The sequence below is a fragment of the Nocardia sp. FDAARGOS_372 genome, assembly GCF_002554515.1.
Lineage (GTDB): Bacteria > Actinomycetota > Actinomycetes > Mycobacteriales > Mycobacteriaceae > Nocardia > Nocardia farcinica.
In genome coordinates this window covers 244,362-269,243 of sequence record NZ_PDDW01000001.1, presented here as the reverse complement: position 1 = coordinate 269,243, position 24,882 = coordinate 244,362, and the positions used below count along the sequence as shown (strand labels likewise).

Annotated in this window: 23 protein-coding genes; 12 read left to right on the top strand and 11 right to left on the bottom strand. The window is 70.9% G+C overall.

From position 1 onward, the window contains the following. Nucleotides 1-99: 99 nt before the first annotated feature. The 3 genes from CRM89_RS01485 (at nt 100) to CRM89_RS01475 (ending at nt 3,616) form a co-directional block, all read left to right on the top strand. On the top strand, nt 100-549 hold the full coding sequence (locus CRM89_RS01485) for a hypothetical protein (RefSeq protein WP_011208202.1): 450 nt from the start codon (nt 100-102) through the stop codon (nt 547-549). Between the two features lie 87 nt (nt 550-636). Beyond that, nucleotides 637-2,811, top strand: a complete 2,175-nt coding sequence (locus CRM89_RS01480; protein ID WP_098083055.1) for an elongation factor G-like protein EF-G2 — start codon at nt 637-639, stop codon at nt 2,809-2,811. A gap of 61 nt (nt 2,812-2,872) precedes the next feature. Next, nucleotides 2,873-3,616, top strand: a complete 744-nt coding sequence (locus CRM89_RS01475) for a DUF4191 domain-containing protein (protein ID WP_011208200.1) — start codon at nt 2,873-2,875, stop codon at nt 3,614-3,616. Nucleotides 3,617-3,628: 12 nt separating this feature from the next. Here the strand turns inward: CRM89_RS01475 and CRM89_RS01470 are convergent, their stop codons facing one another. Further along, nucleotides 3,629-4,081, bottom strand: a complete 453-nt coding sequence (locus tag CRM89_RS01470) for an RDD family protein (protein ID WP_098083054.1) — start codon at nt 4,079-4,081, stop codon at nt 3,629-3,631. A 201-nt stretch (nt 4,082-4,282) separates the two neighbouring features. On the opposite strand from CRM89_RS01470, the gene glnA (CRM89_RS01465) reads away from it, so the two are divergent. Further along, nucleotides 4,283-5,719 carry a type I glutamate--ammonia ligase gene (gene glnA / locus CRM89_RS01465; RefSeq protein ID WP_011208198.1) on the top strand — a complete coding sequence of 479 codons (1,437 nt, stop codon included), beginning with the start codon at nt 4,283-4,285 and terminating at the stop codon, nt 5,717-5,719. A 21-nt stretch (nt 5,720-5,740) separates the two neighbouring features. Here glnA (CRM89_RS01465) and CRM89_RS01460 read toward each other — a convergent pair whose 3' ends face one another. Continuing rightward, entirely contained in the window at nt 5,741-6,028 is a 288-nt protein-coding gene (locus tag CRM89_RS01460; RefSeq protein WP_098083053.1) for a tyrosine-type recombinase/integrase, read from the bottom strand. Nucleotides 6,029-6,188: 160 nt separating this feature from the next. Between CRM89_RS01460 and CRM89_RS01455 the strand changes: the two genes are divergently transcribed. Continuing rightward, nucleotides 6,189-6,395, top strand: a complete 207-nt coding sequence (locus tag CRM89_RS01455; RefSeq protein ID WP_127516036.1) for a hypothetical protein — start codon at nt 6,189-6,191, stop codon at nt 6,393-6,395. Between the two features lie 724 nt (nt 6,396-7,119). On the opposite strand, the gene CRM89_RS30290 is transcribed toward CRM89_RS01455, so the two are convergent. After that, nucleotides 7,120-7,413 carry a hypothetical protein gene (locus CRM89_RS30290; protein ID WP_127516034.1) on the bottom strand — a complete coding sequence of 98 codons (294 nt, stop codon included), beginning with the start codon at nt 7,411-7,413 and terminating at the stop codon, nt 7,120-7,122. A gap of 859 nt (nt 7,414-8,272) precedes the next feature. Here CRM89_RS30290 and CRM89_RS01450 point away from each other — a divergent pair. From CRM89_RS01450 to CRM89_RS01440, 3 genes are read left to right on the top strand one after another with little or no spacing between them, the layout of a single operon-like run. Further along, the gene (locus CRM89_RS01450; protein ID WP_228792361.1) at nt 8,273-9,649 is read left to right on the top strand and encodes a M20/M25/M40 family metallo-hydrolase; all 1,377 of its coding nucleotides are present in this window, start codon (nt 8,273-8,275) and stop codon (nt 9,647-9,649) included. Next, entirely contained in the window at nt 9,646-10,485 is an 840-nt protein-coding gene (locus CRM89_RS01445; RefSeq protein ID WP_098083051.1) for an alpha/beta hydrolase, read from the top strand. Before CRM89_RS01450 ends, CRM89_RS01445 begins: the two co-directional genes overlap by 4 nt. A 9-nt stretch (nt 10,486-10,494) precedes the next feature. Further along, the gene (locus CRM89_RS01440; RefSeq protein ID WP_060592664.1) at nt 10,495-10,959 is read left to right on the top strand and encodes a 6,7-dimethyl-8-ribityllumazine synthase; all 465 of its coding nucleotides are present in this window, start codon (nt 10,495-10,497) and stop codon (nt 10,957-10,959) included. Between the two features lie 5 nt (nt 10,960-10,964). Here CRM89_RS01440 and CRM89_RS01435 read toward each other — a convergent pair whose 3' ends face one another. Next, complete coding sequence (locus CRM89_RS01435; RefSeq protein WP_228787247.1) at nt 10,965-11,906, bottom strand: endonuclease/exonuclease/phosphatase family protein; 942 nt, start codon at nt 11,904-11,906, stop codon at nt 10,965-10,967. A gap of 72 nt (nt 11,907-11,978) precedes the next feature. Here CRM89_RS01435 and CRM89_RS01430 point away from each other — a divergent pair, with 72 nt between their 5' ends. Then, entirely contained in the window at nt 11,979-12,320 is a 342-nt protein-coding gene (locus CRM89_RS01430) for an HPr family phosphocarrier protein (protein ID WP_127516032.1), read from the top strand. Here CRM89_RS01430 and CRM89_RS01425 read toward each other — a convergent pair. The 4 genes from CRM89_RS01425 to CRM89_RS01410 form a co-directional block, all read right to left on the bottom strand. Then, complete coding sequence (locus tag CRM89_RS01425) at nt 12,263-15,277, bottom strand: bifunctional [glutamine synthetase] adenylyltransferase/[glutamine synthetase]-adenylyl-L-tyrosine phosphorylase (RefSeq protein WP_011208192.1); 3,015 nt, start codon at nt 15,275-15,277, stop codon at nt 12,263-12,265. The two genes, CRM89_RS01430 and CRM89_RS01425, sit on opposite strands and share 58 nt — an antisense overlap. A 17-nt stretch (nt 15,278-15,294) precedes the next feature. Next, a complete protein-coding gene (glnA, locus tag CRM89_RS01420; RefSeq protein ID WP_011208191.1) occupies nt 15,295-16,635 on the bottom strand; it encodes a type I glutamate--ammonia ligase in 1,341 nt (446 codons plus the stop codon). A 77-nt stretch (nt 16,636-16,712) separates the two neighbouring features. Then, on the bottom strand, nt 16,713-18,242 hold the full coding sequence (locus tag CRM89_RS01415) for an alpha/beta hydrolase (protein ID WP_098086850.1): 1,530 nt from the start codon (nt 18,240-18,242) through the stop codon (nt 16,713-16,715). 106 nt (nt 18,243-18,348) lie between these two features. Further along, complete coding sequence (locus CRM89_RS01410; RefSeq protein ID WP_229434937.1) at nt 18,349-18,912, bottom strand: TetR/AcrR family transcriptional regulator; 564 nt, start codon at nt 18,910-18,912, stop codon at nt 18,349-18,351. A 394-nt stretch (nt 18,913-19,306) separates the two neighbouring features. Here CRM89_RS01410 and CRM89_RS01395 point away from each other — a divergent pair, with 394 nt between their 5' ends. Further along, on the top strand, nt 19,307-20,530 hold the full coding sequence (locus CRM89_RS01395) for a CaiB/BaiF CoA-transferase family protein (protein WP_098083048.1): 1,224 nt from the start codon (nt 19,307-19,309) through the stop codon (nt 20,528-20,530). 6 nt (nt 20,531-20,536) lie between these two features. Continuing rightward, nucleotides 20,537-21,211 (top strand): hypothetical protein, encoded by a 675-nt coding sequence (locus CRM89_RS01390; RefSeq protein WP_098083047.1) that lies wholly within the window; start codon nt 20,537-20,539, stop codon nt 21,209-21,211. On the opposite strand, the gene CRM89_RS01385 is transcribed toward CRM89_RS01390, so the two are convergent. From CRM89_RS01385 to CRM89_RS01375, 3 genes are all read right to left on the bottom strand, one after another. Further along, nucleotides 21,191-21,784 (bottom strand): NAD-dependent epimerase/dehydratase family protein, encoded by a 594-nt coding sequence (locus CRM89_RS01385; RefSeq protein WP_060592672.1) that lies wholly within the window; start codon nt 21,782-21,784, stop codon nt 21,191-21,193. The two genes, CRM89_RS01390 and CRM89_RS01385, sit on opposite strands and share 21 nt — an antisense overlap. A gap of 51 nt (nt 21,785-21,835) precedes the next feature. Then, nucleotides 21,836-22,648, bottom strand: coding sequence for an acyl-CoA thioesterase domain-containing protein (locus tag CRM89_RS01380; protein ID WP_098083046.1), 813 nt, complete (start codon nt 22,646-22,648; stop codon nt 21,836-21,838). A gap of 253 nt (nt 22,649-22,901) precedes the next feature. Then, a complete protein-coding gene (locus tag CRM89_RS01375) occupies nt 22,902-23,147 on the bottom strand; it encodes a VOC family protein (protein WP_229434935.1) in 246 nt (81 codons plus the stop codon). A 790-nt stretch (nt 23,148-23,937) separates the two neighbouring features. Between CRM89_RS01375 and panB the strand changes: the two genes are divergently transcribed. After that, the gene (panB, locus tag CRM89_RS01370) at nt 23,938-24,789 is read left to right on the top strand and encodes a 3-methyl-2-oxobutanoate hydroxymethyltransferase (protein ID WP_011208181.1); all 852 of its coding nucleotides are present in this window, start codon (nt 23,938-23,940) and stop codon (nt 24,787-24,789) included. The last annotated feature ends 93 nt before the right edge of the window (nt 24,790-24,882 follow it).

Here is a 24,882-nt window from a genome sequence, read left to right as displayed (position 1 = left end):
GTTCGCGGCCATCCCTCACCCCCGGCGAAACGAACTCCCCTCCCCCACCGACACACCCGTCGACTTGTTCCGTGGCATCACCTCAGACGAGGAGCTCCGATGAACCGATCCCTCACCCGGCTGGCCTGTCTCGCCGGAGCGCTCGTCGCGCTCCCGCTGCTCGCGGCCGGGCCCGCGCAGGCGCAACCCGGGGCCGTGCATTTCAGCATGGGCGGGCTGAACTGCGCGATCTTCGACAACGGCACCGTCGGCTGCGATCTGCCGACCGCCACTCCGTTGCAGTACGGCCAGCTGCCGTTCGCGATCCCGGTGCACGAGATCGTCATGGACATCCCGTGGTTGCCCGCGCACCCCACGTTCGATCCGGGCACCCCTTACACGCTGCCCGGCGGCAATCCGCCCATCGACCAGGTGAAGACCGGTGACGGCCAGTGGGGCCCGTTCGTCGAGCACGCGGGCGTGCACTGCTACGTCGGTTTCCACGGCAGCGTCGGCTGCACGGCGGGTGGGCGCGGCTGGAGCATGTGGTCCGGCCGGATCTCCGCCTGACCTGGCGAGTTCGCCCGATCGCGGGACGTGCGGCCCGCCGTGGTGGGAAGCTCGATGTACCGCGGTGTCGAGGCGAGGAAGCGTGCCATGGTGGACGTCGACGTGGTGACGGTGGACCGGCCGGAACGCATTCGGAATGTGGCACTGGTCGGCCACAGCGGCGCGGGAAAGACCACGCTGGTGGAGGCGTTGGCGCTGGCCACCGGCGCGGTGAATCGCGCGGGCCGGGTGGAGGACGGCACCTGTCTGTCCGACTACGACGAGATCGAGCAACGCCAGCACCGGTCGGTGCAGGTGTCGGTGGTGCCGGTGGGCTGGTCGGACACCAAGATCAACCTTGTCGACACCCCCGGTTACGCCGATTTCGTGGGCGAGCTGCGCGCGGGACTGCGCGCGGCGGATGCGGCGCTGTTCGTGATCTCCGCGGCGGAGGGGCCGCCGGGGGTGGGCGGTGCGACGCGGGTGGTGTGGGCCGAATGCGAGGCGGCGAGGATGCCGCGCGCGATCGTGCTCACCCACCTCGACGCCGCCCGCGCCGACTTCGACGAGATGGTGACCGCCTGCGCGGACATCCTCGGCGACGGCGCGGCGGAGAAGATCCTCCCCCTGCACCTGCCCCTGTACGGCGCGCCCGGCGCGGACGGGCACCGCCCGGTCACCGGACTGATCGAGTTGCTGCCGAACTGCGTGGTCGACTACGCCTCCGGGGAGGCGGTGCGGCGCGAGCCCACCCCGGCGGAGGCCGAGGTGCTGCTCGAGGCGCGGAACCGGTTGATCGAGGGCATCATCGCCGAGAGCGAGGACGAGTCGCTCATGGACCGCTACCTCGACGGCGAAGACCTCGAACTGGCCACGTTGACCGCCGACCTGGAACGGGCCGTCGCGCGCGGCAGCTTCCATCCGGTGCTGTTCGCGGCGCCCGCACCGGAGGGCGCGCGCACCGGGCTCGGCACCCTGGAACTGCTGGACCTGATCGTCGGCGGCTTCCCCACCCCCGCCGAGCACGTGGTGACGGCCGCACCGGCCACGAACGGCTCGGGCCCGCGGCCGCTGTCCTGCGATCCGGACGCGGCGCTGGCCGCCGAGGTGATCCGCACGTCCTCGGACCCCTACGTCGGCCGCGTCAGCCTGGTGCGGGTCTTCTCCGGCACCCTGCACGCCGACGACACCGTGCACATCTGCGGTCACGGCCTGGCCGATCGCGGCCATCCCGACCACGACCTCGACGAGCGGGTCGGCGCCCTCACCGCGCCGTTCGGCAAACAGCAGCGCCCGCTGCCCCAGGCCATCGCCGGTGACATCGCCTGCGTCACCAAGCTCGGCCACGCCGAGACCGGCGACACCCTCTCCGGCACCGGCGCGCCGCTGCTGATCGAGCCGTGGCCGATGCCCGACCCCCTGCTGCCCATCGCCGTCCGCGCGCACAGCAAGGCCGACGAGGACAAGCTCTCCACCGGCCTCACCCGGCTGGCCGCCGAGGACCCGGCGCTGCGGCTCGAGCACAACGCCGACACCGGTCAACTGGTGCTGTGGTGTCTGGGCGAGGCGCACCGGGACGTCGCGCTGGAGCGGTTGCGCACCCGGTTCGGCGTGCAGGTCGACCTCGAGGAGTACCGGGTGGCATTGCGGGAGACGTTGGCGCGCAAGGCTTCCGCGCGGGGCAGGCATGTCAAGCAGTCCGGCGGGCACGGGCAGTACGCGGTGTGTGAGATCGAGGTGGAGCCGCTGCCGACCGGGTCGGGCATCGAATTCGTGGACAGGGTCGTGGGCGGGGCCGTGCCGCGGCAGTTCATCCCGTCGGTCGAGAAGGGGGTACGGGCGCAGGCGGCACGCGGCATCGTGGCCGGCTATCCGCTGGTGGACGTGCGGGTGACGCTGTTCGACGGCAAGGCGCACTCCGTCGACTCCTCCGACGCCGCCTTCCAGACCGCCGGCGCGCTGGCGTTGCGCGAGGCCGCCGAGTCGGCGGGCATCGTGCTGCTCGAACCGGTCGACGAGGTGTGGATCGTGGTGGCCGACGACTACCTCGGCACCGTGCTCGGCGACCTGTCCGGCCGCCGCGGGCGCGTGCTCGGCACCGAACCGCACGGGGCGGGACGCAGCCGCGTGCACGCCGAGGTGCCCGAGCTGGAACTGCGCCGCTACGCCGTGGACCTGCGCTCGCTCTCGCACGGCAGCGGTGACTTCAGCCGCGCCTACGCCCGTCACGAGCCGATGCCCGCGCAGGTCTCGCGCGGCCTGCTCGACACCGCGGGCTCCTGAACTCCGGGTCCGCGGTCGTCCCGGCATCGGCGGGTCCGCCGCGACCACTATCCTGAGTGGCATGGCAGCAGGTAAGGGCGGCAAGCCGTCGAAGGAAGCGAAGGCCGCGGCGAAGGCGGCGCGCAAGCAGGCGTCGAAGGAGCGGCGTCAGCAGCTCTGGCAGGCGTTCCAGATGCAGCGCAAGGAAGACAAGCTCCTGCTGCCGCTGATGATCGGCGCGCTGGTCGGCATCACGGCGCTGTTCCTGGTCATCGGTTTCGTCTTCGGCATCCCGTGGTTCCTGCTGCCGATCGGCATCCTGCTCGGCGCGCTGGTCGCCTTCATCATCTTCGGCCGCCGGGTCCAGCGCAGCGTCTACGCCAAGGCCGAGGGCCAGGCGGGCGCGGCCGCCTGGGTGCTGGACAACCTGCAGGGCAAGTGGCGGGTCAGCAACGGCGTGGCGGCCACCACCCAGCTCGACGCGGTGCACCGCGTGATCGGCCTGCCCGGCGTCATCCTCATCGGCGAAGGCTCGCCGCAGCGGCTCAAGGCGCTCATCGCGCAGGAGAAGAAGCGCACCGCGCGCCTGATCGGCGACACCCCGATCTACGACTTCGTGATCGGCAACGAGGAGGGCCAGGTCCCGCTCAAGAACCTGCAGCGGCACCTCACCAAGCTCCCGCGCAACATCGACACCAAGCGCATGGACCTCATCGAGGGCAGGCTCTCGGCGCTGAGCCGCCGCACCGGCCCGGCGCTGCCGAAGGGCCCGATGCCCGCGGGCGCGAAGATGAAGGGCATGCAGCGCACCATCCGCAGGCGCTGAGCCCCGACCCGCTCAGCGGGCGTTGACCAGGGCTGTTCCGGTGGCGCGGTCGTGCATGCCGCGGCCGTCGCCGTCGGTGAACAGCGCGGGCACCACGAACACCAGCAGCACCTGCCTGGCCAGCGCCCGCACGAAACCGACCGGCACGGGCGCGTCGATCCGCACCGTCCGCAGGCGCAGGAAGTACTGGCCCGGGGTGAAGCCGAACAGGGTGACCGCCGCGAGGCCGATGACGAACCAGATCAGCAACGGCAGGTTCGCGTTCACCCCGCGCGCGATCATCAGCGAGATACCGACCGCGATCAGCCAGTCCACGAACATGGCCGCGACGCGCCTGCCCATCGAGGCCAGCGAGCCCGCGCCCTCACGCGGCAGGCCCAACTGCTCCCCGCGATACTCGGAGGCGGCCGGATCCCCCGGGTCCGCCTCGGGTCCGGTGAGCCAGGATCCGGTGATACGTGCCATGGCCTCCAGTGTAGGCAGCACACCGCCAGCACCAGGACTAGCATGCTGATAGGACCCGGGTGGGCAATGCCACCCTGTCGGCCGTACGTGTAACACCGGCGAAACACAGGCTTGATTGCTGGGAAACACCGGCTACTTAGCGTCGTCCCGACGAACCCACGCAATCCACACTTGGCTGGGACCGATCCGTAAGGAGAACAAGTGACGTTCAGCACGGCCGATGAGGTCATCCAGTACATCAAGGAGCAGGACATCGAGTACATCGATATCCGCTTCAGCGATCTTCCCGGTGTGCAGCAGCACTTCTCGATCCCGGCCAAGGCCTTCACCGCCGACCTCGCCGAAGAGGGTCTGGCCTTCGACGGCTCCTCGGTTCGTGGCTTCCAGTCGATCGACGAGTCGGACATGCTCCTGCTCCCCGACTACAGCACCGCGCGGATCGACCCCTTCCGTGCCGCGAAGACGCTGAACATGAACTTCTTCGTGCACGACCCGTTCACCCGCGAGGCCTACTCCCGCGACCCGCGCAACATTGCGCGCAAGGCCGAGGAGTACCTGCGCTCGACCGGTATCGCCGACACCGCGTTCTTCGGTCCCGAAGCCGAGTTCTACATCTTCGACTCGATCCGTTACGAGTCGAACATGAACGGCGCCTTCTACGAGATCGAGTCGATCTCCGGCTCCTGGAACACCGGCGCGGAGTTCAACCCGGACGGCACCCTCAACCGCGGCTACAAGGTCCGCAACAAGGGCGGCTACTTCCCCGTCGCGCCCTACGACCACTACGTCGACCTGCGCGACAAGATCTCGACCAAGCTGCAGGACGCGGGCTTCGAGCTGGAGCGCGGCCACCACGAGGTCGGCACCGCGGGCCAGGCGGAGATCAACTACCGCTTCAACACCCTGCTGCACGCCGCCGACGACCTGCAGCTGTTCAAGTACATCGTGAAGAACACCGCGTGGCAGGAAGGCAAGACCGTCACCTTCATGCCGAAGCCGCTCTTCGGTGACAACGGCTCGGGCATGCACGTGCACCAGTCGCTGTGGAAGGACGGCAAGCCGCTGTTCCACGACGAGGCCGGCTACGGCGGCCTGTCCGACCTGGCCCGCCACTACATCGGCGGCATCCTGCACCACGCGCCGTCGCTGCTGGCGTTCACCAACCCCACCGTGAACTCCTACCACCGCCTGGTGCCCGGCTACGAGGCCCCGATCAACCTGGTGTACTCGCAGCGCAACCGCTCCGCGGCGGTCCGCATCCCGGTCACCGGCAACAACCCGAAGGCCAAGCGGATCGAGTTCCGCGCGCCGGACTCCTCGGGCAACCCGTACCTGGCCTTCGCCGCCATGCTGATGGCCGGCCTGGACGGCATCAAGAAGAAGATCGAGCCGCTGGCCCCGGTCGACAAGGACCTCTACGAGCTCCCGCCGGAGGAGGCCAAGAACATCCCGCAGGCCCCCACCAGCCTGGCCTCGGTCATCGACCGGCTCGAGCAGGACCACGAGTACCTCACCGAAGGCAACGTCTTCACCGAGGACCTCATCGAGACCTGGATCCAGCTCAAGCGCGACAACGAGATCGCCCCGGTCAACCTGCGCCCGCACCCGTACGAGTTCGAGCTGTACTTCGACGTGTAAGCCTGACCTGCGAGAATGGGCTTAATTGGCCCGTTCCGTACGCAGTGGGTACGCAGTAGCCGGTATCGAGTCCACCCGTTCGGTGATCACAGCCGCGATCACTCGGCGGGTGGACTCGTCCGCGTCCGGCCACAGATGCCCGTAGATGTCGAGCGTCGTCTTCGCGCTCGCGTGCCGGCCCCGCGCCTGCACCGTCTTGATGTCGGCGCCCTTCGCGATGAGCAGCGACGCGACGTAGTGCCGCAGATCGTGGAAGCTGAACTCGGCAGGCAATCCCGGCACCACCGCGGACTCCCGAACGTCCCGCATCGCGCGCTCGATCTGCCACGGGGAGCGGGCTTGCCCTCACCATTCGTCACGATGTGCTCGTGCGGCCACGCCTGCACCGAGGCCGACCAGTGCGCCACCCGCTGAACGTGCCTACTTCGGCGTCGGCCCCGTCGCGGTGGGCATCCCCCGACTGTTCGGCATGGAGGACGGCCGCGATCGTCCGTACTTCGACGCGAACGATCAGGCCACCCAAGAGCAGGTCGAGGTGACGCTGGCACGGCTGTCGCTCGCATCCACCCGCTTCGCCATCGACCCCGATACCGACGCGGTCCCCGACGGCGATGCCGTAGTGATCTGCGGACCGAAGTCGGCGCCTGTCGCTCGTCGGCTGCTCGCCGGAGACTAGACGATGGCCTTCGAAAAAGTCAGCGACACTTGGTATTTGGTAGAAAAGCGCACCGGAGCCCGGTACAGCTCGCCCTATCGGCGCGACAACACCCGCACCGATATCGGCTACCTCGCCCGCAACATCAGCGGCGGGTACTGGATTGCCGAAGCCGTTCCGGACGCTGCTCGGCACGCGCCGGTGCTCCGCTACGACCGGGATCGCATCGACTGGCTCATCCTCGCTACCGATGGCGCCCGAGACACACTCGAAGCTCTCGGCGTCCATGGCCCGAGGTCGCCGCACTGTCCTGCGAAGGCTTGCGAGACGTGCTCGAACGCTGCCACACCTGGGAAGCCGAGGCCGATCCCGACGGCCGGACGCTGCCGCGCTCCAAGCGTCACGACGACAAGACGCTCGCAGTGGTCCACCTCTAGACACTGAGCCCACTGCGCGGGAGCCGTTGCCGAAATTCGCTATAGAGTCAAGGCGCACCGGCGGCGCTGCGCGGCTCCCAAACAGCGCGGTCGCCGCGGCGCGTCGGTCGCGTCAGCGGCACACTGCGCCCGCAAGGTACCGCCCACGACACTCCTACCGCACTCTGCAACAACAAAGGCAGTGCTGGGCACCACCTGCGCCGTACCCGGCCTAACTCCCGCAGTCGTTCCGAATCAGCAGAGCTCTGCCCGGTCGACTGGCGGTGGTCCAGGTTCCACTGGAATCGGACAGGAGTAGTCATTGACGTCTACGACTCGGGCGACCTCTTCTTCAGGCCACGCAAGCCTATGCTTCCGAAGACGAACAAAATGCTCGCCGGTACGTACAGCAAGCTCCACCACGAGCCGTAAAAGAAGGCTGGGGCCGCAATGCCCGCCGCTATGGTCCAAACCACGAGCATCGTGATCACCTCAAGCCAATCGCGCCGTGCAATACTCTCTGCCGTTGTTAGCTGGTTGATCTGCGAACGAACGTGCTCGCGAAGGATTGCTACGGCTGCATCTTGAGGTTCGATCTCCTTTAGGAGCTTCAGTGCCTCCAAGTCAATCTTAATGCGGGCGCGAGCGTCCCGACTTGCCTGGCGCTGGGTGTAGATCGCGATCAGGAGTGCTCCCAGAGCGGGTACACCCCTCCAGCGTCAAGAGCGCTTCGCGTCCCTACGGGATGGGCTTCGCCACTCTTGACCACGGAGCCTCTACGCGAGAAGGGCAGGCTCTAGGGGCAGGCGGTAGCCAGCCCGCGTCCGGCGCAACCCACCACCCAGCAGGGCCAATGCTCGGTTACGTCCGCAGGTCGTCCGCAGCGCACCTTCAGCGAGCCATACGACCCGGTTCCGGTACTCATTTCCCGGAAACAGAACCGGCACGACGCCCCGTGTTTGCGTGTGGTTCGCCGAACGACGGTGAGTGAGCCGGGTTATGGTGCAGTTCACCCCGGCGGCAGGCACGTGGCGGGGAAACCAGGAGGACAGACTGACACCTTCCGAGCCTGGTGTGGCGAAGAAGGCGGCGGGTGGACAGCGATCGTGCCGGAGAATTGAATCGACCCCGTCGTCGTGCCTGTGCGGACTTTTGTCCCCGAACGCGGGTTACCTCGGTCGCCTGACCCGGGGAAACTGGTCCTGATCTGGGGTTTGGCCGTTGTCAGGTGCGGGCGGGAAACCCTAGCGTCCGTCCCATGTGGGCTATTGCGATTCTTGCCGTTGTCAGTTGCGTCCTCGTCGCCGTGGGATTCGCGATCGGCATTCCGGAGAAATAGGTCGGGCGGGTGGCGGCCCGAGCCGGATCTGCCATGTGCCGCCGACTCGGCGGGGCGCGGATCGTGCTCGCCGGCGGTGCCGGTGCGGTAGGAACGAAGCACAGGTGATCCGATCGGGACAGGATGTGGTCATGACAGCGCAGATGAGCAGATCGCATGACCTCGCACCGGTGGACGACGCGACTGCCGAGCGGTTGGCGGGGGCGTTGCGGTGCGCCACGGTGTCCGGGACCGGGGAGCGGGCCGATGACAGCGCCGACGGGGAGTTCGTGCGGTTGGCGGCGCATCTCGAGGCGTGTTTTCCGCGGGTGCATGCCGAGCTGGAGCTCGAGCGGTTCGGGCACAGCAGGCTCTACCGTTGGCCGGGGGTCGAACCGGAGCGGGTGTCGGCGATTCTGCTGGCGCATCAGGATGTGGTGCCTGCCGGGGACGGGTGGACGCATCCGCCGTTCGCGGGCGTCGTGGACGACGGGTTCATCTGGGGCCGGGGGGCGATCGACGACAAGAGCCGGGTGCTGGCGATTCTGGAGGCGGTGGAGGCGGCGCTCGCGGCGGGGGTGCGGCCGCGGCACACCGTCTATCTGGCGTTCGGGCACGACGAGGAGGTGTTCGGGGACGCGGGGGCGGTGCTGATGGCGCGGCGGTTGCGGGATGCGGGGGTGCGGGCGGAGCTGCTGCTGGACGAGGGCGGGGTGATCACCGAGGGGGTGGCCGACGGGGTGTCGACGCCGGTGGCGTCGATCATGGTCGGTGAGAAGGGGTATGCGACGGTGCGGCTCTCGGTGCGGGAGACGGGCGGGCATTCCTCGATGCCGGGGCGGCAGACCGCGGTGGGGCGGATCGCGCGGGCGGTGGCGCGGGTGCAGGATCGGCCGTTGCCGCTGCGGTTGACGCCGGTGATCGCGGACATGCTGGCGCGGTTGCGGACGGTGATGCCGCCGGCGCGGCGGATGCTGCTCGGGGCAGCCGGGGTGGCGGGGCCGGTGATCACGCGGGTGATGGCGGCGCGTCCGCAGACCGAAGCGCTGGTGCGGACCACGACCGCACCGACGGTCATCCGCGGCGGGGTGAAGGCCAATGTGCTGCCGCAGCACGCCGAGGCACTGGTGAATTTCCGTATCCTGCCCGGTGATTCGGTCGACGGGGTGCTCGCGCACTGCCGCCGGGTGATCCGGGACCGGGGTGTGACGGTGGAGTTGGTGGGGATGGCCTCGGAACCCTCCCGCACCGAGCGGCCGGGTCCGGCGTTCGACCTGGTCGCGCGGCTGGCGCGGCAGGTGGTGCCGGGGGTGGCGGTGACCAGCGGGCTGGTGCCGGGGGCGACGGACTCGCGACATTACGACGGGCTGGCGGCGACCCGCTGCAATTTCGCGCCGATCGTGCTGAGCGAGGCGGATCTGGCGACCATCCACGGAACCGACGAACGCATCTCGCGGGTGAACTACGCTCGCCTCATCGAGTTCAATCGGCGGTTGATCGGCGAACTCGCGGCCGGGCCGATCGGAGAGGAGCAGCGGTGAGCCAGACCAAGGACGGCTCGTTCGAGGGCACGGGGAGCCGGATCGCCTGGCGTGCCTGGCTTCCCGACGGGCCGGCGCGCGCGGCGATCGTGCTGGTGCACGGGGTGGCCGAGCATTCCGGCCGCTACGTGCACGTGGGCACCCGGCTGGCCGATGCCGGGTACGCGGTGTATGCGCTCGACCATGTGGGGCACGGCAAGTCGGCGGGCGGCAAGGCCAACATCGGGTCGCTCGACGGTGCCGCCGACAACGTCGCGGGCATGCTCGACATCGCCGCGCGCGAGCACCCCGGTGTGCCGCGATTCCTGCTCGGGCATTCGATGGGCGCGCTGATCGTGCTGTATCTGGCGACGCGCGCGCCGATCGACGTCGCGGGCGTGGTGGTCTCGGCGCCGCCGCTCGAGATTCCGGTCGGCAATCCGTTGCAGAAGCTGCTCGCGCCGGTGCTGACCAGGTTGACCCCGAATCTCGGTGTATTGCAATTGGATTCGTCGTCGATCAGCCGCGACCCGGCCGTCGTCGCCGCCTACGATTCCGATCCGCTGGTCTACCGGGGCAAGCTGCCCGCCCGCACCGCCACCGAGATCCTCGACGGCTCGCTGACCGTGAAACGGCGCCTCGGCAAGCTGACGGTGCCGACGCTGGTGCTGCACGGCACCGCCGACACGCTCGCCGCGCCGTCGAGCGCCGACCTCATCGAGCGCGGTGCCGCGGCGAAGGACCTGACCGTGCACCGTTACGACGGCCTCTATCACGAGGTGTTCAACGAGCCGGAGAAGGAGACCGTGTTCGCCGACCTGGAACGGTGGCTGCAGGACCATCTGACGACCCAGTAGGCTCGCGCCATGGGAACCACATCCAGCGCATCGGTGGCGTTCGTGCGCGCGACCTGGCACAGCGGGATCGTCGGCAAGGCGCTCGAGGGCTTCACCGCCGAGTTCGCCGACCTCGGCTTCGACCCCGCGGCCATCGACGTCTACGAGGTGCCGGGCGCGTTCGAGATCCCGCTGCACGCCCAGCGGCTGGCCCGCAGCGGCCGCTACGCGGCGATCGTGGCGGCGGCGCTGGTCGTCGACGGCGGGATCTACCGGCACGAGTTCGTCGCCTCGGCGGTGATCGACGGGCTCATGCGGGTGCAGCTGGACACCGATGTGCCGGTGTTCTCGGTGGTGCTCACCCCGCACCACTTCCACGAGCACCGCGAGCACATCGACTACTTCACCGGGCATTTCGTCACCAAGGGCGCCGAGGCGGCGCGGGCGGTGGCCACCACGCTCGCCTCGCTGCGGTCGCTGCCCGCCGCCCGCTGACCCGGTCAGACCGGTAACCGCAGCTCCGCGTACACGGCCCGGTGGTCGGATCCCGGGATGGTGATGCTCTCCACGCGCCCGGCGCCGCCGTCGGCGACCAGGACGTGGTCGATGCCGATCACCGGCCCCCAGGCGCGGTCCGCGGGCCAGGTGGGCAGCGGACCGGCACCGGCCAGCTCGGCGGCGGAGGCGAACCGGCCGCGCAGCAGGTCGCGGAACAGCGCGTGATCCATGGTGGCGTTGAAATCGCCGCCGACCACGGCGGGCCCCTGCTGGACGTCGAGGACCTCGCGGAGCCTGCGCATTTCCGCGCTCCAGGCGGGGAAGTTCATCGGCGGCGGGACCGGGTGGACCGCGAATACCGTGACCGGGCCGCGCTGCGGATGGTCCATCGTCGCGGAGAGGTTCGCCAGCAGGAACCCGTCCAGTTTCCGGGTGTCGTGCAGCGGATAGCGGCTGAAGATGCCCGTTCCCGCGCCGCCGGGGCCGGGCTCGAGGTGGTGATACGGCAGGTCGGCGGCGAGGTCGGCGGTCAGCTGGTGCGCCGCGTCGGGCGTCAGCTCCTGCACGGTGAGCAGTTCCACGCCGCGGCCGCGCACCTCCCCCACCACCGCGTCCAGATCCGATCCGCCGAACAGCAGATTCGACTGCAGCACACGCAGTTCCGGCCCGCTCGCGGCCCGGCCGTCGGGCACGAAGGCGGGCAGTTGCGTCCAGACCACCGCGGCCACGACCACCCCCGCCACGGCGGCGCTGCGCCAGCCGCGCACGATCAGGAACAGCAACAGCGCGACCAGCGCGCCGAGCATGAAGTAGGAAGCACCCGAGGCGGCCAGCGCCGGCCATTGCGACCGCCAGCCCCGCAGGTGCAACACGATTCCGGCGATCCCCACCAGCAGGCCGCACCAGCCCAGTCCGAGCACGGCCCGCATCGTCCACATTCGCATGTCCCCGACCCTAGGCGGCCCCGCCAACGGTCGACTTGCCACCCGCATAACGGCGGGCGTCGTACGCTCGGCGTGGGAGGCGAACCGATGTACTACGAACAGGTGACGGTGGCGGGCGGGCTCACCGCCGTGGACGCCGAGGAACTCGCGCAGGTGGCGGGCCGGTACCGGGCGCGGGTGACGTTCACCGCGCACGGCCGCAGTGTGCACGCGCCGGTGCTGCCGTACTGCTGGGACGTGCTGCGAGTGGCCGCGGGCGACACGGTGGCGGTGACGGTCGAAGCCGGACCGAGCGCCGACGAGGAGCGCGCCGCGCTGCGCGAGGTCGCGGCCCGGCTGGGCATGTTCGCCCCGCCTCAGGAGCCGAAGACGCGCTCCACGACCGCCCTGGCACGCCGGGTGATGCGCAGGTAGTGGTCGAGGAATTCGCTGCCGCCGTCGTTGTTCGGCCAACCGGCCACGGTGGCGACCGCCGAGAGCAGCCTGCCCGGGCCGGGTAGCTGGTCGGAGGGCTTGCCGCGCACCAGGACCAGTGCGTTGCGCGCCTTGGTGGCCAGCAGCCAGGAGTCGCGCAGCAGGGCGACGTCCTCGGCCGCCAGCAGCTCCGCCTTCTCGATGGCCGCCAGCGTCTCCAGCGTGGCGGTGTTGTGCAGCGACTCCACCTCGTGGGCGTGGCGCAGTTGCAGCAGCTGCACGGTCCATTCGATGTCGGCGAGGCCGCCGCGACCGAGTTTGGTGTGGGTGGCGGGGTCGGCGCCGCGCGGCAGCCGCTCGGAGTCGACCCTGGCCTTGATGCGGCGGATCTCGCGCACGGCGTCCTCGGACACGCCACCGGCCGGATAGCGGACCTTGTCCACCGCGTGCAGGAACCGCACGCCGAGCTCCTGATCACCGGCCACCTGGTGGGCCCGCAGCAGCGCCTGCACCTCCCAGGACTGCGCCCACTGCCCGTAGTAGGCCTGGTAGGCGCTCAGCGTGCGGACCAGCGCGCCGCTGCGGCCCTCCGGTCGCAGCCCCGCGTCGACGTGCAGCGGCGGGTCGGTGCTCGGTGCGCCCAACAGCCGCTGCACCCGCTCGGCCACCGTGTTGGCCCATTTCACGGCCTTGGTCTCGTCGACGCCTGGCCGCGGTTCGCACACGAACAGCACGTCGGCGTCGGAGCCGTAACCCAACTCCATGCCGCCCAGCCTGCCCATGCCGATGACGGCGAAGGCGGCGGGCGCCGGTTCACCCGATTCGGCCTCGCCGGCCCGGATCACCGCCGCTAGGGCCGCGTCCAGCACCGCCACCCACACCGACGACAGTGCCCGGCACACCTGCGGCACCTCCAGCATGCCGAGCAGATCCGCCGAGGCCACCCGTGCCAGCTCGTGCCTGCGCAGCGAGCGGGCCGCCGCGACCGCCCGGTTCGGATCGTCGTAACGGGCGGCGGCGGTGAGGATGCCGCGCGCGACCTCCTCCGGCTGCGGACCGAGCAACAGCGGGCCGTGCGGACCGTCGGCGAACATCCGGATGGTCTCGGGCGCGTTGATGAGCAGATCGGGCAGGAACTCCGAGGAGCCGAGCACGATCATCAGCCGTTGCGCGACCGCGCCCTCGTCGCGCAGCTCGCGCAGGAACCAGGTCTGCTCGTCGAGCGCTTCCGACACCCGGCGGTAGGCGAGCAGGCCCGCGTCGGGATTCGGTGTCTCGCCGAGCCATTCGAGCAGCGTCGGCAGCAGCAGCGCCTGGATGCGGCCCTTGCGCGACACTCCCCCGGTGAGCGCCTTCAGGTGGCCGAAGGCGTTCTCGGGGGCGGCGTAACCGAGCGCGGCCAGCTGCCGGACGGCGGCGTCGGGGCTCAGCCGCAGCGCGTCCGGGTCCATCCGGACGACCGCCTCGAGCAGCGGCCGGTAGAACAGCTTGGCGTGCAGGCGCCGCACCCGCACCGCGTTGCGGCGGATCTCCGAGCGCAGCACGCCCATCGCGTCCTGCCTGCCGTCTGGGCGGATGTGGGCGGCGCGGGCCAGCCAGCGCATGCCCTCCTCGTCGTCGTCGGCGGGCAGGGTGTGGGTGCGCTTGAGCCGCTGCAACTGCAGCCGGTGCTCGAGCAGGCGCAGGAATTCGTAGGAGGCGGTGAGGTTCGCGGCGTCGTCGCGGCCCACGTAACCGCCCGCCGCCAGCGCCGACAGCGCGTCGACGGTGCTGGCGACGTGCAGGTTCTCGTCCACCCGGCCGTGCACCAATTGCAAGAGCTGCACGGCGAATTCGACGTCGCGCAGGCTGCCGCGGCCGAGTTTCAGCTCGCGCTCCCGCAGTTCGGCGGGCACCAGATCCTCGACGCGCCTGCGCATGCCCTGCACCTCGGGCACGAAGTCGGGCCGTTCGGAGGCCGTCCACACCATCGGCATCACCGCGTCGCGGTATTCCCGACCCAGCTCCAGATCGCCGGTCATCGGCCGGTTCTTCAACAGCGCCTGGAACTCCCAGGTGCGGGCCCAGCGCTTGTAGTAGGTCAGGTGCGAGTCCAGGGTGCGCACCAGCGCGCCCTGCTTACCCTCCGGCCGCAGGGCCGCGTCGACCTCGAAGAAAGCCTGGCTGCCGACGCTCATCATCTCCGCGGCCAGCCGGGTCGCGGTCGCGTCGGCGGGCTCGGCGACGAACACCACATCCACGTCGCTGACGTAGTTCAGTTCCCGCGCACCGCATTTGCCCATCGCGATCACGGCCAGGCGCACCGGACACGGCTGGTCCTTGCACACCCGCGCCACCGCCACCGCCAGCGCCGCGGTGAGCGCCGCGTCGGCCAGATCGGTGAGGTGCCTGCCGACCACCCGATACGGCAGCACCGGCTCGTTCTCCACGGTGGCGGCCAGGTCGAGCGCGGCCAGCAACATCAGCTGGTCGCGGTAGCGGCAGCGCAGCAGCGCGACCGCCTCCGGGCCCGCGATCCCGGCACGGAACAGCATGGGTCCGGCGTGCGGGCCCGCCTCCGGGGTCGCCTGCACGGCCGCGAGGAGGTCGGCCAGCAGCTCGTCGCGGTCGGGCAGATCGCCGCGGCGCAACACCTCCCAGGCGGCGGGTTCGGCGACCAGGTGGTCGCCCAGCGCCGTGGAGGAACCCAGCAGCGCGAACAGCCGGCCGCGCAGCGAGGTGTCGGTGCGGATCGCGGAATCCAGCCGCTGCCAATCGCTTCCGAGCGCCTCGCGCAGCCGCATCAGGGTGTTCAGCGCGAGGTCGGCGTCGGGGGCGCGGGAGAGCGCCCACAGCACCGGGATGCTCTCGACGTTGTCCCAGCCCAGCTCGCGCAGCGAGGCCGCGGCCGTCGGATCGAGCAGGCCGAGCCGGCCCACACCGGGCACGGCGGAACGGGCAGATGGGGGCCGGACCATGAACCCAACCTACCGTGCTAGAGACCCAGGTACTCCCGCAGCTCGAACGGTGTCACCTGGCTGCGGTAGTCGGCCCATTCGCGTCGCTTGTTGCGCAGGAAGAAGTCGAACACGTGCTCGCCCAGCGTCTCGGCGACCAGCTCGGAACGCTCCATCGCCTGCAGTGCCTCGTCGAGGGTGCCCGGCAGCTCGCGGAAGCCCATCGCGCGCCGCTCCGCCGAGGTCAGCGACCACACGTCGTCCTCGGCCTCCGGCGGCAGCGTGTAACCCTTCTCGATGCCGCGCATGCCGGCGGCCAGCAGCACCGCGAAGGTGAGGTAGGGGTTGCAGGCCGAATCGGGGCTGCGGATCTCGACGCGGCGCGAGGACGCCTTGTTCGGGGTGTACATGGGCACGCGCACCAGCGCCGAGCGGTTCGACCGGCCCCAGGACGCGGCCGTGGGCGCCTCGCCGCCGTGGATGAGCCGCTTGTAGGAGTTGACCCACTGGTTGGTGATCGCGCTGATCTCCGAGGCGTGCTCGAGGATGCCCGCGATGAACGCGCGGGCCGTGGCCGACAGGTTGTCCGGGTCGTCCGGGTCGGCGAAGGCGTTGGTCTCGCCCTCGAACAGGCTCATGTGGGTGTGCATCGCCGAGCCCGGCCACTCCGCGAACGGCTTGGGCATGAACGTGGCCCGCACGCCCTCGTCGATCGCCACCTCCTTGATGAGGTAGCGGAAGGTCATCACGTTGTCGGCCATCGAGAGCGCGTCGGCGTAGCGCAGGTCGATCTCCTGCTGGCCGGGCGCGCCCTCGTGGTGGCTGAACTCCACCGAGATGCCCATCGATTCCAGGGCGTCGATGGCGTGCCTGCGGAAGTTCGGCGCCGCATCGTGCACCGCCTGGTCGAAGAAACCACCGGAATCGGCGGGCCGCGGCGGTGAGCCGTCCTGCGGGCCGTTCTCGAGCAGGAAGAACTCGATCTCGGGGTGCACGTAGCAGCTGAACCCGACATCGCCCGCCTTGTTCAGCTGCCTGCGCAGCACGTGCCGGGGGTCGGCCCAGGACGGCGAGCCGTCGGGCATGGTGATGTCGCAGAACATCCGCGCCGAGTGCTGGTGGCCCTTGCTGGTGGCCCACGGCAGCACCTGGAAGGTGGAAGGATCCGGCCGCGCGACCATGTCGGCCTCCGAGACCCGGGCGAAACCCTCGATCGCCGATCCGTCGAAACCGATCCCCTCCTCGAAGGCGCCTTCGAGTTCGGCGGGGGCGATGGCCACGGACTTGAGGTAGCCCAAGACGTCGGTGAACCAGAGCCGTACGAAGCGGATGTCCCGCTCTTCGAGCGTCCGCAGCACGAATTCCTTCTGGCGATCCATGCTCGCGAGCGTAGGCACCCGGCGTTAAATCCGTGTTACATGAGGAATATGTGTTGTTTTTCCGACCGCGGCGCGACTCAGCAGGTGAGGCCCGCGGGCGGGATCGTCAGGTCGACGAGATAGGCGATGACGGCGCTGTCCAAGCACTCGTTGCCCGCCACCAGCGCGGCGGTGTGGCGGTTGCCGCGGAAGGTGACGAGCGCGGCGCCGAGCTGGGCGGCCAGGTCGACACCGGCTTGATAGGGCGTGGCCGGGTCCTCGGTGGTCGAGACCACCACCGTGGTGGGCAGGCCCTGCACGGAGATGCTGTGCGGCTCGCCCGAGTTGGGCACCGGCCAGGCGGCGCACAGTTCCAGCGGGGCGGCGCCGGTGCCGCGACCGTCGTCCAGGAAGGGTGCGGCCTTGCGGTACTCGGTGTCCTGGCGGGCGGCCACCGCCGGGTCGGTGACGCGCGGGTCGTCCACGCAGCGGATGGCGTTGAACGCGTCCTGGGTGTTGCGGTAGGTGCCGTCGTCGCGGCGGCCGTCGTAGAGGTCGGCCAGTTGCAGCAGCGTGTCACCGCGCCCGTCGCGCAGTTCCTGCAGACCGAGGGTGAGCACCTGCCACAGATCGTCGGTGTAGAGGGTCTGGGTGACGCCGGTGATCGCGTCGTTGTAGCTCAGGCCGCGCGGGTCGGTGGTGGCGGCGGGCCGGTCCCACAGCGGGTCGACGAGTTCGCGGAAGCGGGCCACGGCCTGGGCCGGATCGGTGCCGAGCGGGCAGTCGGGGGTGCGGGCGCAGTCGGCGGCGTAGGCGTCGAAGGCGCGCTGGAAGCCCGCGGCCTGGCGCAGCGATTCCTGCACCGGGTCCTGGGAGGAGTCGACGGCGCCGTCGAGGACCAGCGCGCGCACCCGGTCGGGGAACTTCTCGGCGTAGAGCGAACCGAGCTTGGTGCCGTAGGAGTAGCCGAGGTAGGTCAGCTTCGGATCGCCCAGGACCGCGCGGATGACGTCCATGTCCTGCACCACCTCGCGGGTGCCGACGTGCTCGAGCAGTTCCGCACCGCTGCGTTGCGCGCACTTGGCCGCGTAGTCGCGGTTGTCGGCCTCGGCGGCGGCGATGCCCGCCGGGGTGTTGTCCTCGGGACGTTCGGCGCGCTCGGCGTCGGCTTCCGGCGGGGTCAGGCAGGTGATCGCCGGGGTCGAGGCGCCGACGCCGCGCGGATCGAAACCCACCCGGTCGAACCGCTCCGACAGCGGCGTCTGGTTCGCGATGGCGACGGTGTCGAGGCCGGAGACCCCCGGGCCGCCGGGGTTGAGTAGCAGCGAACCGATCTTGGCTCCCGACGCCGGAATCCGCGACAGGGCGATCTGCGCGGTCGGCCCGGCCGGATCGGCGTAGTCGACCGGCACCTCGATGCGGGCGCACTGCGCGTTGGGCGGCAGCCGCACCTGGTCGTCGGTGAAGCCGGCGCACGGTCCCCACGGCACCGCCTGCTCGTAGAACCGCTCCAGCCCGGCGGGCGCGGCAGGCATCGGCCCGGCCTGCTCACCCCGCTCGATCGTGCACCCGGCCGCCACCACGGCCAACGCCGCCACCAGCACCCCGCACCCACGCCGCAATCCCATGCCCCGATCCTGCCAGTTACCCCCGGCGATCAGGCGCTGCCCACGCGTGCCGCGCACCTCGAACCCGGTACCGGCACCCGACGTGGCCGTCGCCGACCGCACCCGCTCACGGGCGGAGCAGGAAGTCCACCAACTCGGCGCGCTCGGCGGCGGAGGGCCGGCCGCCACGCGGGGAACTGGCCAGGTGCAGGGCGCCGATACCGATCGCGAAGGTCCATTCGGCGCGGCGCGCGGCGGTCTCGGGGTCGAATCCGTGATCGGCGAAGGCGCGACGCACCGCGCGGCGGGCGTGCCGGTCGGAGGCGCGCACGCTGGCGGCGGCGCGCGGGTCGGAGCGGGCCCATTCGCGCATCGCCCGCTCCAGCGTCCAGTGCCGGGGGCTCACGAGCAGGCCCATCATGGCGACCAGGCGTTCGCGCGGTGGCTGCTCGGCCAGGGCGTCCATCCGGCGGTGCTCGGCGTCGCTCCAGTCGCCCCAGGAGTCCACCAGGGCGTTCTTGAACGAGGTGATGTCCTGGAAATGGTGGTAGAAGCTGCCCTTGGTCACGCCCAGACGGCGGCACAGCTCGTTGACCTTGAGCGCGCGAAAGCCCTGCTCGGCCAGCACCGTGTACCCGGCCTGGAGCCAATCGTCGACCGTCAGCTGGACGGCACCGCGTGCCCGCGCCACCGGGCCAGCTTAGGTCGGGATCGTCCGCCCGGCGCTCGCGGCCTCGGCCGCGACACCCGCCATGATCCTGTCGGCCACGGAGTGCGCGGAGCGGACGGGAACGCGGGTCGCCGGGCGGTCGACCGTTGGCAGCCATCGACGAGGCTGCGCGGTGGCGGATTCCGCGGTACCGCACGAGGACTGGGTGCTGTGCCCCGCGACCACGGCGCCGACAACATCTGCACCCCCGGTCACGCGCACGCATCCAACGCCGCGATCGGGCACCCGGACAAGGGACTGCACGAGATCGCCGACGCCAACCACTACTATCTGGTCCGAACCAGCGCGAGCCCCTCACCGAAGCGGTGCGGATCATCGGGGACTGGTTGCACCGACACGATCTGGCACCCACCACATGAACCCTTCCGACACCACCGAGACCCCCGGCGCGCTGGACGGCATCCGCGTGCTCGAGGTCGGCACCTTGATCTCCGGGCCGTTCGCCGCCCGCCTGCTGGGCGACATGGGCGCCGAGGTGCTCAAGATCGAGCCACCCGACCGTCCCGACCCGCTGCGCACCTGGGGGCAGGCCGAACTCGACGGCCACCACTTCTTCTGGACCGTGCACGCCCGCAACAAGAAGGCGCTCACGCTGAACCTGCGCGAGCCCGCGGGCCGCGACCTGTTCCTGGAGCTGGTCGCGCGCTCGGACATCGTCGTCGAGAACTTCCGCCCCGGCACCCTGGAGAAATGGGGCCTGGACTACGAGACGCTGCGCACGCGCAACCGCGGCATCATCCTGGTGCGGGTGTCCGGCTACGGCCAGACCGGCCCGGACGCGCACAAGGCCGGGTACGCCTCGGTGGCCGAGGCCGCCAGCGGCCTGCGGCACATGAACGGCTTCCCGGGCGGTCCGCCGCCGCGCCTGGCGCTGTCGCTGGGTGACAGCCTGGCGGGCATGTTCGCGGTGCAGGGCGCGCTGGCCGCGCTCTACCGTCGCACCGTCACCGGCGAAGGGCAGGTCGTCGACGCCGCGCTGACCGAATCCTGCCTGGCCATCCAGGAATCCACCATTCCCGACTACGACGTGGGCGGGGTGGTGCGCGGCCCGTCCGGCACCCGCCTGGAAGGCATCGCGCCCTCGAACATCTACCGCAGCGCCGACGGCAGCTGGGTGGTGATCGCCGCGAACCAGGACACGGTCTTCCGTCGCCTGTGCGCCGCGATGGGGCAACCGGAACTCGCCGACGACCCGCGCTTCGCCGACCACGTCGCGCGCGGGCGCAACCAGGACGAGCTGGACCGCATCATCGGCGACTGGGCGGCGCAGCGGCAGCCCGACGACATCATCGCCACGCTCAACGCCGCCGGGGTGATCTCCGGGCCGATCAACACCGTGGCCGAGGTCGTGCGCGATCCGCAGCTGCGCTCGCGCGGCATGATCGCCGAGCACTACGACGAGCGGATCGGGCGCGCGGTGCTGGGGCCCGGCATCGTCCCGGTGCTGTCGCAGACACCGGGACGGATCCGGAACGCGGGCTCGGCCCACCCGGGGCAGCACAACGAGGAGATCTACCGGGGGTTGCTGGGCAAGAGCGCCGAGGAGCTGGCGGAGCTGCGCGCGGCCGGGGTGGTCTGAACCGCCGTGGTGTCCGCGCTGCTGCTGCTCGTCGCGGCCGGGCAGCTGGCCTGTGTGGGGGTGTTGTGGACGCGGGTCACCCGGGTGCCGCGGGTCTGGTTGCTGGGTGTGGTCGGGGTGGGGCTGGCCTATGACTCTGCGGTGATCGGGCTGGGTGCGGTGCTCGGCGAGGGGGCTTTCCTGCACGTGCTGAGCGTGCCGCGGTTCGTCGCGCACGCGGTGCTCACGCCGTTGTTGATCGTCTGGGCGGCGGACCGGCTCGGGGCGCGGCACGGCACGGAGGACGGGCGTCGCGACCGATCGGTGTCCGCCGCACGCGGTTGGTGGTGGACGGCCGTGGTGCTCACCGGCGCGCTGCTGGCCGGGGGTGTGCTGACCGAACTACCCCATCTGCGGCTGGTGCCGCGCGAGTACGCCGACACCCTGCGCTACGCGGCCGAACATCCCGCGCCGCCGGTGCCCGCGCTGGTGGTCGGCATCGTCATGCTTGCCGCCGGAATCGTGCTGTGGCGCAAGGAGTCCGCGCGGACGCTGCTGATCGGCACGGTGGTGCTGATCGGCGCGTCGGCGGCCGCCGTGGCCGTGCCGCCGCTCGGCAACGTGGGCGAGGCGGCGCTGCTCGTCGGGCTGGTCGCCGCCGAGCTGCCTGCCCGGCGGGAGTCAGTCGGCGTCACCGTCTGATTCGGCCAGGACCACCACGCCGCTGTCGGCCTCGAGAAGCGGAATCGTCCGGGCCGCGGCGTCGTCGACGTGGATGCGGGGGTGCGTCGGCGGCTCGGATTCGTAGTAGGTGCCCGGGCCGTAGAGCTGGCCGTATCGGACCACCACACCACCGATCCCGAGGACGGCCCGTTCGTGGACCGCGACGGCGTCACCGCGACCGGGCGGCGTCCAGGCGATGCTCTGCGCCAGGAAGCGCGGCGCGGCGGCCGCGGTGGCGGCCGCGATCAGGTTCGCGGTGCCCTCCGTGCGGATGCGGGCGTTGGCGTCGGCACGGGCGGGGATCTGCGCGGGGTCGTCGGGAAGGTCGGTGAGCTGATGCATGACCAGGTCGGGACGGAATCCGACCACCGCGTCGGTCAGCGCCGCCCGGTCGTAGACGTCCACGACCACCGGCACGCCACCCGCCGCCGCGATCCCCGCGGCCCGCTCGACGGCGCGGGTGGTACCCGCGACCTGGTGACCCGCCGCGACCAGCAGCGGCAGCAGCCGAACACCGAGAACGCCGGTCGCACCGGCGAGGAAGACGCGCACGGGGGGAGTTTAATGTTCGTGACGGTGCGGCCGTTCGCGACCGGATGCCTCCTACGGTCGATTCGGGATGCGATCACGCGCGACGGCCGCGAGGTCGACCTGGCGATGGGCGTTCGACAGCGTCGTCACGGTGCAGGTGCCCAGCGGTCCGACGCGGTCGTACACGATCGCGGTGCCGATCGAGATGCCGGCGTCGGCGAAGGTGTTCTCGGCGTAGAGGCCGAGCTCGAAGCCCGCTGGCAGACGCGAGAGCGCCAGGGTGACATCGGCATTGATGTAACCGGCGCCGTGCGTGCCCCAGTGGCACACCTGATTCGCCGCGTCGGCGGTGAGTGCCGCCCGTTGGAAGGGCGTGGCCTGCTCTCCGATCACGACCGGCGGCATGCTGTGCCAGGACGCCTTGCGGTCGGCGTTCTGATTCGCCGCGAAATCCCCGGTCCAGGCCGCGCTGCCGCTCCGGAACAGCGGCGGCCCGCCGTCGACGGGCACGCAGCCCGGCGGCGGCACCGGCAGGTCGAGGTCCCGCGTCCACACCCGGCCCGGCGGCTGCTCGCCCCGGCGCAGAAACACCCCCGAGGCACGCACCCGTTCGTGCCCGTCCTGCACGATCCACACCTCCGCGACGACGATCCTGGAACCGGCGCGGATCACGTCGGCGCGGAGTTCGATCGGTGCGTCGAACACCGGCGCGAACAGATCGGCGGTGAATCGGGCGGGCACGAAGCCCGTGGGGCACAGCGCTTCCAACCCTCGGCCCAGCAGCCCGCACACCGCCACGCCGCCGAGATGGTCCGGCCGCCACCAGCTCACCGCCACCGGCTCGGGGTGGAACACCTCACCCCGTCTGGTGAAGAACCCCACCATCGCCTACCACCCGTTCGCCGCCGTCCCGATCCGATTGCCGCCCAATGTAACCGGCGAGGCGGACGCACGGCGGTGGATCGGCCGAGCTTCTTCGCGTGCCCGGCCTGTTCGACCCCGAGCACCCAGGCGACACCGCCTCGATCAGCCACAGCTTCGAGTACACGTCGACCCCGCCCTGGTCGCGGGCGCCGCCGGGCGGCACGACGGATTCTCCGGGAATGGCACTCGCCGCGGAGCTGCGGAACGCGAAGGTCTAGCGCGGTTCGCCGCCCAGCACCCACAGGTGGCCGAACGGGTCACGCACGCGGCCTTGCCGTCGACCGTACGGACGGTTCTCCACCGGAATCACGAGTTCGCCGCCGTGCCGGACCATCTGTGCCGCCGTCGCGCCGGGGTCGGGCACGGTGAGCATGATCAGCACCGGTGAGCCGCCGCTCGAGTCGGGGTCACACCATCCCCACTCCGGAACGCTGTGGGACAGGGCGACGGTGGCCGCCACGCCGCCCGGGAGGCGAACTCGGGCGTCACTCCCGGGGCACGGCGCATCATCTCGCGCAAGCGCCGTGGGCTCAGGTGCGCCTCGCGGGCCGGGGTCGACACCGGCACCGTCCCGCCACCGGCGCGGATACTGCCCAGCGTCCGGAAGGCGTCGTCGGGTCCGGCGGCGCGATCGGTACCGTCCAGCCGCTCGAGGAGGCGGACGCGCAGGACGTGCACTCGGTCACCGACCGGCCGGCCGGCCAATTCCTCGCACAGCGCGTCCACCCACGGCAGCACCGCGTCGGCCGCGAGACCGCCCGCGTCCACGTCGCTCAGCGGCACGCCGATGCCGCAGGGCTGCGGGCGCCAACTCGGCGTAGACCACCGGCTGCGGGGAGCGCAGCACCGTCGCAGGCGTCGCGCCCCCGGCCGCATCAGTCCGGTCCCCACGGTCCGGGCGGTATGGACGGCGCCGTCGTAGCGGAACTCCAGCGGGGCGGCCAGGCTCACCACCACCGCGTCGACAGCGCCGGGACCGCCCGGCGCACACGATCGGGTCCCTCGTGTTCGCCCGCGGTCACCACGCCGATGCCCACGGCCCGACACGCGCGACGCAGTTCCACCGTCGCGTCGTCGCACGGCGCGGCGGGCCGGGGGCGGTGACGGCGACGCATCCGGGGACGTCCCTGTGACCAATCGCACCCGCGTGCGCCCCTGTTTCCGCGGCGACCCCGGGTGGCACACTGGAGGCGTCAGAGAACCCGGGGACCCGAGAGTGGCCTCGAGGCGACAACACGAAAGGGACGACGATGTCCGTATCCGATTCGGAAACCCCTGCCTACGGTGCGGCGCAGCCGGCTCAGCCGCGGCGCAAGACGCGCATCCCGCACCTGCGGCAGATGAAGGCCGACGGTGAGCGCTGGGCGATGCTCACCGCCTACGACTACTCCTCGGCGCGACTGTTCGAGGAGGCGGGCATCCCGGTCCTGCTGGTCGGCGACTCCGCCGCCAACGTCGTCTACGGCTACGACACCACCGTGCCGATCACCGTCGACGAACTGATCCCGCTGGTGCGCGGCGTGGTGCGCGGCGCACCGCACGCCCTGGTGGTCGCCGACCTGCCGTTCGGCACCTACGAGGGCTCGGCGCAGCAGGCGCTGGCGGCCGCCACCCGTTTCATGAAGGAGGGCGGCGCGCACGCGGTGAAACTGGAGGGTGGCGAGCGCGTGGCCGAGCAGATCGCGCTGCTCACCGCCGCGGGCATTCCCGTGATGGCGCACATCGGTTTCACCCCGCAGAGCGTGAACACCCTCGGCGGGTTCCGGGTGCAGGGCCGCGGCGACGGCGCCGAACAGCTCATCGCCGACGCGATCGCGGTGCAGGAGGCGGGCGCGTTCTCGGTGGTGATGGAGATGGTGCCCGCGGAGCTGGCCGGACAGGTCACCCGCAAGCTCACCATCCCGACGATCGGCATCGGCGCCGGTCCCGACTGCGACGCGCAGGTGCTGGTGTGGCAGGACATGGCCGGGTACACCAGCGGCAAGACCGCCAAGTTCGTCAAGCGCTTCGGCGACATCGGCGACCAGCTGCGCGCGGCGGCGGCCGCCTACGCCGCCGAGGTCCGCGAGGGCACCTTCCCCGGGCCCGAGCACAGCTTCTGACACGGCATCCGAGCGGGCCGGCCGGTTCGCCGTCCGGCCCGCTCGTCCGTCGGTTGCGCGCCGCCCGCGGCGGGAAATGGCAGACTCGGAGCC

Bases quoted from the DNA above. Each gene is read 5' to 3' on its own strand.
- CRM89_RS01485 (WP_011208202.1), top strand. From the start codon at position 100: ATGAACCGATCCCTCACCCGGCTGGCCTGTCTCGCCGGAGCGCTCGTC.
- CRM89_RS01480 (WP_098083055.1), top strand. From the start codon at position 637: ATGGTGGACGTCGACGTGGTGACGGTGGACCGGCCGGAACGCATTCGG.
- CRM89_RS01475 (WP_011208200.1), top strand. From the start codon at position 2,873: ATGGCAGCAGGTAAGGGCGGCAAGCCGTCGAAGGAAGCGAAGGCCGCG.
- CRM89_RS01470 (WP_098083054.1), bottom strand. From the start codon at position 4,081: ATGGCACGTATCACCGGATCCTGGCTCACCGGACCCGAGGCGGACCCG.
- CRM89_RS01460 (WP_098083053.1), bottom strand. From the start codon at position 6,028: ATGCGGGACGTTCGGGAGTCCGCGGTGGTGCCGGGATTGCCTGCCGAG.
- CRM89_RS01455 (WP_127516036.1), top strand. From the start codon at position 6,189: ATGGAGGACGGCCGCGATCGTCCGTACTTCGACGCGAACGATCAGGCC.
- CRM89_RS01450 (WP_228792361.1), top strand. From the start codon at position 8,273: ATGAGCAGATCGCATGACCTCGCACCGGTGGACGACGCGACTGCCGAG.
- CRM89_RS01440 (WP_060592664.1), top strand. From the start codon at position 10,495: ATGGGAACCACATCCAGCGCATCGGTGGCGTTCGTGCGCGCGACCTGG.
- CRM89_RS01435 (WP_228787247.1), bottom strand. From the start codon at position 11,906: ATGCGAATGTGGACGATGCGGGCCGTGCTCGGACTGGGCTGGTGCGGC.
- CRM89_RS01425 (WP_011208192.1), bottom strand. From the start codon at position 15,277: ATGGTCCGGCCCCCATCTGCCCGTTCCGCCGTGCCCGGTGTGGGCCGG.
- glnA (WP_011208191.1), bottom strand. From the start codon at position 16,635: ATGGATCGCCAGAAGGAATTCGTGCTGCGGACGCTCGAAGAGCGGGAC.
- CRM89_RS01415 (WP_098086850.1), bottom strand. From the start codon at position 18,242: ATGGGATTGCGGCGTGGGTGCGGGGTGCTGGTGGCGGCGTTGGCCGTG.
- CRM89_RS01395 (WP_098083048.1), top strand. From the start codon at position 19,307: ATGAACCCTTCCGACACCACCGAGACCCCCGGCGCGCTGGACGGCATC.
- CRM89_RS01380 (WP_098083046.1), bottom strand. From the start codon at position 22,648: ATGGTGGGGTTCTTCACCAGACGGGGTGAGGTGTTCCACCCCGAGCCG.
- panB (WP_011208181.1), top strand. From the start codon at position 23,938: ATGTCCGTATCCGATTCGGAAACCCCTGCCTACGGTGCGGCGCAGCCG.